The sequence below is a fragment of the Bartonella sp. CR127HXZ genome, assembly GCF_042194555.1.
Classification (GTDB): domain Bacteria; phylum Pseudomonadota; class Alphaproteobacteria; order Rhizobiales; family Rhizobiaceae; genus Bartonella; species Bartonella grahamii.
In genome coordinates this window covers 68,338-81,868 of record NZ_JBHIMZ010000006.1, presented here as the reverse complement: position 1 = coordinate 81,868, position 13,531 = coordinate 68,338, and the positions used below count along the sequence as shown (strand labels likewise).

Genomic DNA, 13,531 nt, shown 5'->3' with positions numbered 1-13,531 from the left:
CTTGCCCCTTCACCACCCTAAAGTAAGATCACTGAAAGCACCGATCAATCCCTCTTCAAAAAGCAACTTTCCCCCTCCCTTCATAGACTCTTCATCCTCCCACCACAATCTTTTCACCACATTCCATGCCATGCTAAAAGCATACACAATGCACAAATTCTCCTCTCCTTTTTCACGAATATACGTCTTCACGCTTTTACACATTCACAGAATAAAGCCAAATAAAATTCCCACACCACCAACCCCGCACTTCTCTGAAAACAATGCTCTACAACCCAGCTTCTTGCCTAGCCAATCTCCCCCACGCACTTCAGATCACCCACCCCTCAAACGAGACTGTTTCATCAGGCCAGGCAAAGAAATCCATCCTAAAATATTCATCACACTCTAAAAAACACCTTGATAAATTGATATGCCCGATATCACCGCCCCTCCAAATAACGCCGTTTTATGACATATTGATTTCTCTTGCCAATCTTCTGAAATTACTTTATCACTTAAAAGATATTTCGATCGTCCACGCAACGATCAAGAGGGAAAACAAGCCCTAAACCCTAGCGTACAATTGAACCCACTTTCGTGGGGGGCCCGGGATTCCGGGAGTTTTTGCTATGTCCAAGTGCTTACCAGCACTAAAAGCAAAAAAACTGACTAGGGTTCAGTACTTGTGACTCCCGGAATACCAATGCGAGGGCGCTCGCAACCGGAGGGGGCTTTAAGTGCCAACTAAAAATCCATATTTTATCGACATTTCTATAGGAAAAAAACGCGATTTATAATCCATATTTCGCACTTTTTTAAAAAGTACCCAATCTTGTAGTCTTTGAGATTATTTTGATTTTTCTTGCCAATTTTCTGAAATTGCCTTATAAATGAATACTGTAATTTTGGTCGTATACGCAACGACCAATAGGGAACTAAAAGCCCTAAATCCGAGCGTACAATTGAGCCCACTTTTGTGGGTATCCCGGAATTCCGGGAGTTTTTGCTATGTCCAGGTGCTTTAAGCACTAAAAGCAAAAAAACTGACTCGGATTCAGTACTTTTAGACTCCCGGAATACCAATGCGAGGGCGCTCGCAACCGGAGGGGGCTTTAAGTGCCAACTAAAAATCCAAATTTTATCGACATTTTGATAGGCAAAAGAATCCACCATAGACGCATTTCAATGGGACTTTCCCAAAAAGAATTAGGAAGCTATTTAGGCGTCAGTTTCCAACAAATCCAAAAATATGAAAAAGGCTTAAATCGTGTAAGCGCAGGGTGTTTACTCGAAATCGCCCAAAAACTGGATGTTCCCATAAGCTTTTTTTATGCAGATATTGCCACAAAAGAAAATCTTTCAACACATGCCGCACACTATGATCAAGAAACATACAGCGAAAAAGAACAGGCACTTTTAAAAAACTTTAGAGAGCTCAAAGCGAAAAAACAAAAAGCAATCTTGTGGCTGATTTCTGATTAAGCAAAAGAGTAACAATTGACATTATTTGCCAATATCCAACTCCCCCTATAAACTTCAGATCACCCACCCCTCAAAAGATGATGTTTCATCAAACGCGACAGATACGTCCTATTCTAAAATATTCTTGCCCCTTCACCACCCTAAAGTAAGATCACTGAAAGCACCCGTTCACTCCCTCTTCAAAAAGCAACTTTCCCCCTCTCTTCCCTCACACCCTCTCTTCTCTCTCATCAACGCACCCGCCTCTTCATCCAAACTTCCCCTCCCTTCACAGACTCTTCATCCCCAAACCCCAATCTTCTCTCTACATTCCATGCCATGATAAAATCACACACCACACATAAAATCGCAGCTTACTTTTTTGCACATTTCCGTTTTTACGCTTTTACGTCATTACAGAAAGCAGAAAATCTGTAAAAAATGCATTACACAATAACGTTTTCACCAACTGTCATTAAAATCTCGCCTCCCTTTTCATTTAAATCCCTCTATTTTCACTTAAATCATAGATATAAACCGCCCTATTATTTGCATTGACCAGCATAAATTTTTTCGACAACTTCTAGCTATCAAAAGGATTTATAGGAAGCATTTTACGACTTTTAAAAAATTTTTTATTTACATCCAGTGCTTTCTTGTAACGTACGAGAGTACATTTAATTGATTGACTATAAGAAAATTTGAAATGAGAGAACCTTTTCGTTTTTCTCATTCAATATTCGCAACGATAACTTATCCTTATAAATCACCGTATTTTTTCGTAAGACAAAACGCACAAAACACAATATACTTGCGTTGCATATTCACACGCTTGTTTTAAAGACAGATCTCTCAACGCTCATCACCCCCATTTCGCCAACGCTATCCATGATAGGAATGGCAAAATCCCCCCCCATGAAATGTATAAAATCCATTCAGCCCCCCCTATCTTTACGCTTATGGAGGAACACACTGGCAGCATCACAAAAACTCTGCCAGCTCCCAATGTTGCGGACAGCCTTCAGTTCAAGAGCCAATTCATTAAAGGCATGCCTTTCTTGTACAGTTTTGACCCACATGGCCCACCCGCTCATGATGTGCAAGCAAGTAATTTGAATTGATTCAATATGAGAGAACGGGTGATGAGAAAATCTTATTATATTTCAGCGTTGTGCTTCACGTTGGAAATGATAACTTATCATTATAAATCAACATCTTAATAAAAAAGAGAGTCATCCAGACGCTTTATTTTTTCTAAAAAAGGCTTCACACTGAAAAGAAAAGATCTAAAAATTAGATAAAAAAAAAGGTTTGCCTCTAATAAACAAACCTCTGCAGAAAATTATTCAGATAATTTTCAAAATTTTAAATTAATCCCTCTAAAAGCAGCAAAGATACTTCAGAAGCATCAAAATGAATACAATAACTTATTTAACGCAATGTTAAGAAAAATCAAGAATAAAAATTTTTTATCGTTAATGCACCTTTAAAAAACGAAGCTTTTTAACCCACGCAGCTCAACAATCTGGGATTGTTCTAAAAACACCTGCAACCAATCCTTTTATCTCCCTCAAAAGACAGTATAAAAGGTTCACAGAGCAAGTCTTCGCTTAAAAAACATCAATCGCAAGCGCTCATAAAAGCCAGTGTTGGCATAAAAGATCAGATTATCGAATAATCTTGCTAAAATGTCTTCCCAATCAATAAAAAAGAAGCGGATTTTTTAACATTTCCGCCTCTTTAACAATAAAATCACGATGAGGGATTATTAAAAATTCAAGACTGTGAAGGGAACCAATTTGATAACAATTCATACCTTACAGGATCATCAGCACATTGTCCACCACCACATTCCAGTATGGTAGAAATCAAATTTGCCGCAATCAAAAACACAAATAAAAAACTTGCCGTTTTACTCAAAAATGGAAAAGGAGAAAATTCTTTGAACTTATGTGCCAATTCGCCTAAAATCATGACAAATGAGACAGCAAAGATACAAAGGACAGAAATAATGAAAGCCCAAGTATAAAAATGCAATCCAAAGAACGTTGAACCATATCCCAAATCATCAGGTGTTATATGCAAAAACACTTGCCGTGCTGCAACGGCACTCGTTACCATACAACCGAGAATAACCATACCATAATGGGTATTTTTCACCTTATGGTGAATATTGAGCAAGAACCCACAACCTGCCAGCATCAATCCAACGCGCTGTAGCAAACAAAGGGGACAAGGTAACTCAAACTTTACCAATTGATAATAAAAAGCCACCACCAAGACAATAGATAACCCAATGAGTCCTAGCGTATTCATAAAGATGACGAAATGAGGGTTTTTTTGTTCAACTTGTTCCATGGCTATTCTCTCAAAAAGATAAATTTAAAGTAGAAGTTGCGTGATGATTGAAAGTGAGAAGAATGACAACGAATAAAATTGCCCACAAAGCATAACTTATATTTTTTTTGCCATACATAGTCGTTATTGCAGTACCTAAAGCGATTAAAAATGGAAAAAACATAGCTTTAAATCTCCTTTACATCCGGTGTTTAACTTTTAATTTATTTCAGCTTCCACCATTATTACAAAATTGGGCAAAAAAGAGACCATGGATTTATTATTCACAATTCGTCATTCACTTTATCTTGTCATTATATTTAAGTGAAAAAAAAACGCAGAACCATATAATCGCTAAGAAACACATCTTAACAAAAGCACAAAAGCGTTGATTATTCGCTTCCCTTTATATCAGCTATTATTAAAAATATATCAACGATTACAAAGAGCATATTCCCCCACTCAATTAATAGAATCACTTGAACAGCAAAATAAATAGCCTTTGAAATTAAGAGAGCGACATCTCTTTTTTCTCAAAAGAATATCCTCACTTTGCAACGCATTTTCGCCATAAAAATCTCTTTTTCTCATAAGCAATTTTTCAAATTGCAGCAGATTTTATAATATATGGTGACCATGTTTATTTTAGCAAATAAAAATGAGACATTTTTTAAAACTTACAATCAATGGCTTTCCCCCGATGTATTTTTTCCTCTTACCTTAAATAAACGGCAATTCCGCAGCTCAACAGCCTCATAGGTCCAATACCACCCCTTAACACCTCCCCTCAAAATTCATCCCTCCCCCTCAAAAGAAGTGCTTCATAACCTTCAATACTTTAATTTTTCAACTCTCGAGATCCCCCTTTAAATTTTTAGCTTTCCATCTTATTTGAAAAATAACTGTTTCTCTGTCATCAATTGGCTTTGCAAAGAGAATATAAAACTTTTAAAAAAATAATGATAAAGAATCGCATTGAACCTTTGAAAAGGATGGTGAATGATGAAAAAATCATGTGATGTCGCGATTTTAATGGGGAGCCAATCGGATTGGCAAACGATGTGCCATAGTGCAGATATTTTGACGAATCTTGGTATTTCTCATAGTTCGCATATTGTCTCAGCACACCGAACTCCTGAACGCCTTTATCAATTTGCAAAAGAAGCAAAAGACGCAGGGTTTAAAGTTTTAATTGCCGGTGCAGGGGGTGCAGCGCATCTTCCTGGTATGCTAGCAGCCCTTACGCCTCTTCCTGTTTTTGGCGTTCCAGTGCATTCTCATTCTCTTTCTGGTCAAGATTCTTTGCTTTCAATTGTGCAAATGCCAGCAGGGATACCCGTTGGCACATTAGCAATTGGCAAAGCAGGCGCAATTAATGCAGCACTTTTAGCCGCAGCCGTTATGGCCATTTATGATCATGATCTCGCCCAGCGATTACAAGATTGGCGTCAACAACAAACAGCCAATGTCGCCAAAACGCCTGTAACGGAGGTTTAAAATGGCACCGTTTTCCAACACCACCCTCTCGTCCAACGCCCCCTCACCTAACATATTACCTCCAGGCAGCGTCATTGGTTTAATCGGGGGCGGACAATTAGCACGGATGCTCGCCATAGCGGCCGCAGAATTAGGATTTCGAACAGTTATTTTTTGCCCTGAGGCCGATTGCCCAGCCGCTCAAACAGCAAACAGCCATATTGTTGCCTCCTATGACGATACATCAGCTTTAGATCATTTTATTTCTCAGTGTGATGTTGTCAGCTATGAATTTGAAAATCTTTCGCTTCAAACGGTTCAATATGTAGAGAAGAGTAAGCCTGTTTATCCTTCTTCCAAAGCATTAGAGATCACGCAAGATCGACTTTTTGAGAAGCAATTTTTACGTGATCAAGGGATTGGAACCGCCTCATGGTATGCTGTTGACAATTCTTCTTCTCTTCTTTCCGCTCTCGATGCCTTAGGCGAACGTGGTCTTTTAAAGACGCGTCGTTTTGGTTATGATGGGAAAAACCAGATCAAACTTGACCGCCCCAATGAACAAACCCTTGACGAAGCCTTAAGGACTTTTCAGGAGCAGCCTTGTATTTTGGAAGAAATAGTTCCTTTTTTATCAGAAATTTCAGTTCTCTCGGCTCGCACAAAACAAGGGGAACATATTTTTTATGATTGCCCTGAAAACCAACATAAAAACGGAATTCTTCATAAATCCTTTGTTCCATCCCATATTCCACTTGACGTGCAAAAAGCAGCCCAAGAAATCAGCCTAACAGTAATGGATGCCCTCGATTATGTTGGTGTTCTTTGTATTGAACTTTTTGTCTTAACGGATGGTCATCTTTTAGTAAATGAACTCGCGCCGCGTGTCCATAATTCTGGTCATTGGACACAAAAAGCATGCATAACTTCACAATTTGAACAGCATATCCGTGCTATTTGCGGTCTTCCCTTAGGCAGCACATACCGTCATAGCGATTGCCAAATGACAAATCTTCTTGGGAACAATTTAAGCACGTTAAAATATTTTCTCACGCAAGAGCGCACCTCAATCCATTTATATGGCAAAAGCACTGTTCAACCCTACCGCAAAATGGGGCATGTCATCCAATTAATGGGACCAGCGAGCAAATCTTAACGCTCACATATAAAAACGCTTTTTCACCCAAGTGAAGACAGAAAAAGCACCCTCTCCCCTCACACCGATATCCAGCGGCTCAAATCGCGCACACCCCTGACCTTTTAACTTTCCCCTGACATGGGCTTCTCCCCCCTTCACACCCTCCTACAAGCCCTGCTCTTTTAAAAACATCACCTCTTCTCGCCCACAAATCGTTTCACATCTCATCCCCCCTCAAAAACAAATCTTCACTCCACACCGATTGACTATCCATGCGGCTCAACAAACGCTCCCCAACCCCTTTCAACCCTTCTTTCCCACCCAAAACTCTGTCCCCCTTTTTTTCTCAAAAACATCATCCCCTCATCCAACATCACCGCCTCATCCAACATGTTACCTCTAGGCATCATTATTCCCCATGATAGAGGCAGCCCCTTCATTTTCCTTTTAATCCCAATCTTTAGGAAAGAGACTGATCGATTGCGCCCATAGATACCAATCCACGATGCGCTTTTATTGCCTCTAGCTTCTCTTCTTATGTTTATTTTTGCACAAAAGCATTTTCACAAAAGCATGAGTTTTGTTTTCTCATAAAATCGCTGAGAGGTAAAACGTATTACTCTACCCAAACAACTCTCGCAAACGCAGCCCAATATTGATCAGAAGATAGCCCCTCCAGCATAGCAACTTTCCTCTCTCTCTTTTTTCCTTAACGGATAGAGGACCTTCTTCTTTTGTTCATCCGCTCAACATCTTTCTCGAAAAAGTCTCCTCAACGTCCCCCAACGGCTTAAATTTCTTCTTTACAAATCAATTTTTCTTCTCTCACGCTCCCCCTCTTTTCAGCGCATCGATTTTCCCACCTTTTCTTTAAGCTTGTTAAGACAATAAATTATAAGGCGCATCACCACCGTATAATGCTCATGGGTTTTATGGCATATCTTTATTGCATCCCGCACAGTTCTTTATGAACTCCCTTATCGTAAGCGTACTTTGTTTACGCATACTCTCACCCACAAAAGATTCTCTGTAACTCTCTATCCTGCTCAACAATGACATTCATCAAGACCATCAGACCCGCACACTTCACGAAGTTTCAATTTTTTTCGCGCTCCAAGCTTCTTTCAAGAGCACCTAACAGCACCCTTAATTGACTAAGTATAAATGTTTATTTTATTATCCTAGTAAAGCTAAATTATACTTTTTAATACTATCATTTTAATACTATCATTGCCTTTAAAACGCTCATTTAGCGAAAAAATACTTCACTTCTAACAATAATAAAATAATTTCGCTTGTATCTTATATTAATATGTGATTAACGTTCAGCACAAACTTAGATCTTTTTATAGCAAAAATACCATACAAAAGGGGAAAATAATGGAGGGTATCTCTTCAAACAAACTCAAAGATGAAAACAATGAAAATAATGAAGCAACTTTAAATGAGGCACAGTCTGTTCCTCCTCAAAAACGTAAAGGGGGTCCATTCAGACACATGCTATTCCTCTTTCTTTTAACCTTTCGTAAACCCATTGTTTTCGTAACGAAAATCCTAGCGATAGGCTTTTTATTAATGGCAGGAATTCTTTGTCTAACATACCTCGCAGTAGGAAGAGAGTCATTACCCCTATCGATCGGGATACCAATGATCATTACGTCAGCTCTCTTTGGCATTTGCAATATGTATATAAATTGGTATTATGACATACTTTTATTACGTTTATCGCCAGACAATGTGAACCTTTCACTCTTTCAATAAACATCATCATAGATCACCCTTGGGAAGGTCAAATTTTTCTACAGCATGGATATTAAAAGGAATTCAAACCATCCACATTCAAGAGCCAAAGTGTATTCTCAGTATACTGGCTCTCTCACCGGATGGTTTGAATTCCCCATCCGCTTGACAATATCCAGCAATCCACCCCACGTAGAAATACACGTAGAAATAATTGGGTTGCAAAAAATCATAAGCTATTGACTTCAAAGAGAAATTTATGCAGAATCTTTCACTCTAATAGCACAAATTTAATCCCCCATTAGAAGTTCCAAGCGCGCCACTCCGTTCCTGATCTCCACGTCAAAGATATAATTACAGGACGTGATTACAGCACTAAGCTTATCCATTCCCAAACATCCTCTCAGCCCTCACGTAAAATAAAAAGCCTCAAACAGAAGACACTTGTATTACCAATTTACGCACTTGTTTTAACACGCGCTTATTTTAGAGAAACACTTGGCCAATGCACATTGCCACCACTTCACAACAGCCCCTCATCATAGAGTATAAAAGCTCTCGATAATAGCTTAAACATTTATAGTGCACCACCCCTTCTTCAAGCTTATGAAGCGTAAACGCCAGCCTCATCACACCATTTTGCCAGTCCCCAATGTTGCAATACTCTCTTGCACTTGAAAGCATTTATAAAAGACCGTTTTATTCCTTACTCTTCAAGTGTTTTTACCCATACACCAATCCCGCTTGTGATATGCAGGCAGCAAATGCTATGGTTAAAGATACATAGATTTGTAATGAGAAAACCATAACACTATGCGAGACTCTTAAGTTTGCTATGTCTACTATGAACAGTAGAAATTGATCCTTATCAATTCATCCCTTTTGTCTTCATCATGCAATTTATTTTCTAGGTTTTAAGAGCAAACTTTAAGAATATCCTCACACACTAACAAAAAACACATCATGGTATAAATTTTACATAAGCCTTCTACACCGCCTAAACGATGATATTTTACGGAAAAACAGGTTTCTCTTCTCACAAATGAGAAGCTTTTACTTGTTTCCACTTTTTATTCTTCTTTTTTGCGAGAATATTTTTACCTTCAAGGCAACCATTAACCCACCATAGGAAATGTATAATACACCCTTGACAAGAATAAGACTTCTTGTTAAATCTTTCTTACTTTTTTGCAATTTTCACTTATTCGTTGTGCTAATGAAGTGGTTAATGCGTACCTTAAGAGTGCGCTTCTCTTTTTGTGATCACAGTGAAAAAGTGTGTCGTGTGATGTTATGATGCAAGTACGATATCGCAATGCAATGTTCATAGTGTGAGCAGTGTATTGGGGTTGTAATATTGTATTTTCGTGTTTTAATGTTGTATTATAGTATTGTGTTACGTAAACTGTTTAACGGTGAATATGATGAAAATTAAAAATTCGCTTAAAGCACTAAAGGAGCGCCACCGTAACAATCGTTTGGTGCGTCGTAAAGGTCGTATTTATATTCTTAATAAAACGAACCCACGTTTTAGAGCGCGTCAGGGCTAATTCTTTTAGGGTTAATGTTTTTATGCCTACTTTTTGTAGGCTTAAAAATTTTTCTTAAGGTTTTTTTGGTTATAAGTCCGTTGGTTACGAGTCCATTGTTTGATAATATTTGGTGATTTATCTTTTGGGGGCTTGTTTTTATGGATTCTTCTATTTTTCTAAAAGCTTTTCGATTTTTTCAGCTGCGTTTTTTCTGTATCTTCCAGCACATTTTTTTTCTTTTTTTTGTTGGCATTTTTTGTTTTGTTCCCTCTAGCTATGGGCAAAATCCTCCTTCGCTTCCTGAAGATCGTCCTTCTCCACAATCGCTTTTACCGTTAGATGATCTTATTCCCAATTCTCCTGCCCCTTCCTCAATGCCCTCTGATTCTGATTTGTCTGCGATTACTCTTGAAGATTTTGACAAAGAGCAGCTTTCCCATGTTGACAGAGTTAAGCAACGCAAAGAAGCCGAAATTTTACGTTTACTGAAAGAGTTGAAATATTGTGCTGATGTTTCTCAAGCGAAAAAGATCAGTCAACAACTTCAACTTTTATGGTCGCAATCGGGGAGCGATACAATTGATCTTTTAATGTCATGGGCTGAAAATGCGATCAGTAGCGACGATTATGGACTTGCGCTTGATTATATTGATAATGCTCTTGCACTTTTACCTACTTACGCTGAAGCTTGGGTAAGACGTGCTTGGATTCACATTCAACTAAACGACTTTAAGCTTGCCATGCTTGATCTCAACCATGCTCTTGAACTTGAGCCGCGCAACTATATAGCTTTTTTTGAACTTGGCGTTACCATGGAGGCAACAGAGCGTCCAAAACTTGCTCTTAAAGCTTATGAAGCAGCATTAGAGTATTACCCACAAATGCGCAGGATTCAAAAGCGCGTGCAAGCTCTGTTAGACGAACAAACACCACAAGCTCTTTGAAACCATTCAAGAACGAGACGCTTTACGACATCCTTTCAAACTTAGATAAAACGCAAGCCGGCTTCACATTCCACTCAATAAACTAAAAGCCCCCTGCTTATAACCACGCCATCACCCCCCACCACGCAATTGACAATGTCTTTTTTGAATTTTGACCTGTTTTGTATTGAAGGCAGCTTCCAAACACTTCCAATATACCCTCTACAGAATTTCTTCTCATAGCAAGCAAACGCTTCACACCTGAGTCTTCTTCACACCTCCTCTTTTTTTTACATCCCTCCATCATGGATAAAAAATTTGTAAACGCGATCCTCAAAAAATATTTTTTGAAAAAAGCTTAAAACATCGCTAAGCACCTTTGATAAACTGTCATCGTCTTTTTTTATTTTTATGAGCTTCAACCATAGCGGAGCACATACCGTATCGGCTCTCCTTCACCCCTCAAAGTTGATAAAACAGCACTGAAATATTCCCTACAAGGAAAAAACTTCAAAGACGCAATGTCAGTTAAACAAACATCCTTGAATAAGAAACTTTTCCCCTTCAAAGCTCCTCCAAGCATTCCCGCGAAACATAAAAATCAAGCGATTGCCAATAAACCGTTCTGCGTCACTCAATCACTCACCCCCAATCATATTTTTTGCTTTTTTTGCTTTGAATAAAGCGTTCTATATATAATACAGCCATTTCCAGCAGCCACCAGCAAGATTGTAAAACCATCTTGAAAAAACTTTATGAAAAATAAGAGATCGCGGTTATTTTATCTCTAGCAGAAACTCTGAAATTGTTTTATATTAAGGAGGGTGTTCTGCGCTTCTCGACAGGAAATAACGTATTCCTGAGACCTTAATGATCTCCAAGGGAGCTGTCCCTGATCAAGCCCGTGGGCTTTTTCATATGGCGCCCACCTATTTGTATAGGTTCCCGGGATCAGCTTTTTCCATCGGCTGTTGTGGATCACCCTTTTTTACATCAAAATTTTTCCAGATAAAAATTGAGAGCATCCTTTTACATAAGACCAATGACGATACTCTCTTTTCAAAAAATAAAAATTACGAGGGGCTTTATTTTATGAAACAGACAGCACTTACAAAAAAATCCCCTCTGTAAATCTGCTTCATCCCTTTGCACAGCAAGCAGCGCAAAAGCGGCTTGTCGCACCAAGATACCCCCTAAAGAGCACACATTTTTTCATGCTTTTTTTTCATGAGCACAGCTCTTATCTTAACAGAGATTTACAAAACGCCAACAATAGATAAAATGCCAGCATCTTATAAAACAACTGGCGAGACAATGACACAAAATCCCCTCTGTGAATCTGCTTCATCCCTTCGTACACAGCAGCGCAAAAGCGGTTTATCGCGTCGTGATGCTCTTTTAATAGAAGAGCGCACACTCTTTTCGCAGCGTGCTTGTTGCCACTTTATTGAATACCTTGAAAAAAAGGGGACAGATTTTTCACGCCTCATTTTGGCAGGCTATTGGCCCATTAAATCGGAAATTGACCCGCGTCCTTTACTGGATGCTGTAGCATTACGCGGCGGACGTTTAGCCTTACCAGCAGTACTTGATCCCACCACCATGGTTTTCCGTGCATTTTCGCCCAGCACGATTTTAGAGCCCATGCGCTTTGGCACCTTTGGTCCCAGTGCCGACAATGGTGTTGTTGTCCCCAATAATATTATTGTTCCACTTTCTGCGTTTGATCGTCAATGTCACCGTCTTGGCTATGGAGGAGGATATTATGACCGTGCGGTTGAAGCTCTTGAAAAACAAGGGCATCAAATGACATTATGGGGCATAGGATTTTCATGTCAGGAGGTTTCCTCTATTCCCGCAGCAGAACATGATCTACAGGTACAGGGAATTTTTACAGAAAAAGGTTTCTTAAAATGTTAAAATGTGATTAAAGTGCCTATGCGTTTTTTATTTTTAGGTGACATTGTTGGTAACACAGGCTGTAAAGCTGTTTTTGAACACCTTCCTCAACTGATTAAGAAGTGGCAGCTTGATTTTGTTGTGGTAAATGGTGAAAATGCCTCTGGTGGTTTTGGTCTCACACAAGAAACGTATCAAGATCTTTTGATAGCCGGTGTTGATGTTGTCACCACGGGCAATCATGCTTTTTCTCACAAAGAAGCATTGCAGTATGCCCATGAGAGCGATCGTTTTTTACGCCCTGCCAATTTTTCGAAAGAAACTCCCGGAAGAGGTGTTGGTATTTTTACGGCAAAAAATGGAGCCCGTGTTCTTGTCGCCAATCTGTTGGGCAGCGTTTTTATGCCGTGCAAAGTAGAAGATCCATTTGAAACAGCGGAAAATATTCTGCTTGCCTGTTCATTGATGGAGCAAGCCGATACGGTTATTTTTGACTTTCACGCAGAAACGACAAGCGAGAAACAATGTTTTGGCCATTTTCTTGATGGTCGTGTGAGTGTTATCGTTGGCACACATACGCATATTCCCACGGCTGACGCGCAGATCTTAGAAGGTGGGAGCGCCTATTTAACAGATGCAGGCATGTGTGGAGATTATAATTCATCTCTTGGAATGGATAAAGAAGAACCCTTACACCGTTTTCTTTATAAGACGAAGCAAGATCGTTTTGAACCGGCGTGTGGTCCCGCCACCCTTTGTGGTTTAGCGGTTGAGATTTCAGATCGCACAGGTTTAGCAGAAAAGGTCTCGGCGGTACGGATTGGTCCTCATTTAAAGCCTGAAGTTCCAGATTTTTGGTAGCTTCTTTTAAGCCGCCCCTTTGATGATTGCTCTCCACTGTGCGCCCTTTGGATGATCGCTCTCCAATGTTTCCTTTTGAGAACTCTTTTTGGCAAGACGATTTTTCAAACCCTTCCCAAATCCTAAAAACACCCCACCCCCCAATTTGCCTAATACAGCAACTTTTCTAGCACAAATAAGTC

The 13,531-nt window shown here is 39.4% G+C and carries 12 protein-coding genes and 1 other RNA gene; 9 read left to right on the top strand and 4 right to left on the bottom strand.

All coding sequences use genetic code 11. From position 1 onward, the window contains the following. Positions 1-9: 9 nt before the first annotated feature. Positions 10-147 carry a hypothetical protein gene (locus ACFIKY_RS05030; RefSeq protein ID WP_375652782.1) on the bottom strand — a complete coding sequence of 46 codons (138 nt, stop codon included), beginning with the start codon at positions 145-147 and terminating at the stop codon, positions 10-12. Between the two features lie 951 nt (positions 148-1,098). Between ACFIKY_RS05030 and ACFIKY_RS05025 the strand changes: the two genes are divergently transcribed. Then, positions 1,099-1,464: a helix-turn-helix domain-containing protein gene (locus tag ACFIKY_RS05025; RefSeq protein ID WP_375661493.1), complete on the top strand. Its 366-nt coding sequence runs from the start codon at positions 1,099-1,101 to the stop codon at positions 1,462-1,464. Between the two features lie 914 nt (positions 1,465-2,378). On the opposite strand, the gene ACFIKY_RS05020 is transcribed toward ACFIKY_RS05025, so the two are convergent. The 3 genes from ACFIKY_RS05020 to ACFIKY_RS05010 all read right to left on the bottom strand — a co-directional run bounded on the left by ACFIKY_RS05020 (position 2,379) and on the right by ACFIKY_RS05010 (position 3,964). Next, positions 2,379-2,522, bottom strand: a complete 144-nt coding sequence (locus ACFIKY_RS05020) for a hypothetical protein (protein WP_375652779.1) — start codon at positions 2,520-2,522, stop codon at positions 2,379-2,381. 697 nt (positions 2,523-3,219) lie between these two features. After that, complete coding sequence (locus ACFIKY_RS05015; RefSeq protein ID WP_375635621.1) at positions 3,220-3,801, bottom strand: disulfide bond formation protein B; 582 nt, start codon at positions 3,799-3,801, stop codon at positions 3,220-3,222. Between the two features lie 10 nt (positions 3,802-3,811). Continuing rightward, entirely contained in the window at positions 3,812-3,964 is a 153-nt protein-coding gene (locus tag ACFIKY_RS05010) for a DUF5993 family protein (RefSeq protein ID WP_015856857.1), read from the bottom strand. Between the two features lie 815 nt (positions 3,965-4,779). Between ACFIKY_RS05010 and purE the strand changes: the two genes are divergently transcribed. The 8 genes from purE to ACFIKY_RS04970 all read left to right on the top strand — a co-directional run bounded on the left by purE (position 4,780) and on the right by ACFIKY_RS04970 (position 13,349). Beyond that, positions 4,780-5,277 (top strand): 5-(carboxyamino)imidazole ribonucleotide mutase, encoded by a 498-nt coding sequence (purE, locus tag ACFIKY_RS05005; RefSeq protein WP_015856858.1) that lies wholly within the window; start codon positions 4,780-4,782, stop codon positions 5,275-5,277. A 1-nt stretch (position 5,278) separates the two neighbouring features. After that, positions 5,279-6,412 (top strand): 5-(carboxyamino)imidazole ribonucleotide synthase, encoded by a 1,134-nt coding sequence (locus ACFIKY_RS05000; protein ID WP_375661492.1) that lies wholly within the window; start codon positions 5,279-5,281, stop codon positions 6,410-6,412. A 1,362-nt stretch (positions 6,413-7,774) separates the two neighbouring features. After that, positions 7,775-8,155 carry a hypothetical protein gene (locus ACFIKY_RS04995; protein ID WP_375661491.1) on the top strand — a complete coding sequence of 127 codons (381 nt, stop codon included), beginning with the start codon at positions 7,775-7,777 and terminating at the stop codon, positions 8,153-8,155. A 1,403-nt stretch (positions 8,156-9,558) separates the two neighbouring features. Next, complete coding sequence (ykgO, locus tag ACFIKY_RS04990; RefSeq protein WP_013545486.1) at positions 9,559-9,684, top strand: type B 50S ribosomal protein L36; 126 nt, start codon at positions 9,559-9,561, stop codon at positions 9,682-9,684. Positions 9,685-9,824: 140 nt separating this feature from the next. Then, positions 9,825-10,610 carry a tetratricopeptide repeat protein gene (locus ACFIKY_RS04985; protein ID WP_375635618.1) on the top strand — a complete coding sequence of 262 codons (786 nt, stop codon included), beginning with the start codon at positions 9,825-9,827 and terminating at the stop codon, positions 10,608-10,610. Positions 10,611-11,412: 802 nt separating this feature from the next. Next, positions 11,413-11,573, top strand: a non-coding RNA gene (gene ssrS / locus ACFIKY_RS04980) — 6S RNA. 330 nt (positions 11,574-11,903) lie between these two features. Continuing rightward, positions 11,904-12,509, top strand: a complete 606-nt coding sequence (locus ACFIKY_RS04975; protein WP_375644540.1) for a 5-formyltetrahydrofolate cyclo-ligase — start codon at positions 11,904-11,906, stop codon at positions 12,507-12,509. Between the two features lie 18 nt (positions 12,510-12,527). Then, positions 12,528-13,349 carry a TIGR00282 family metallophosphoesterase gene (locus ACFIKY_RS04970; protein WP_375644521.1) on the top strand — a complete coding sequence of 274 codons (822 nt, stop codon included), beginning with the start codon at positions 12,528-12,530 and terminating at the stop codon, positions 13,347-13,349. Positions 13,350-13,531: the final 182 nt, after the last annotated feature.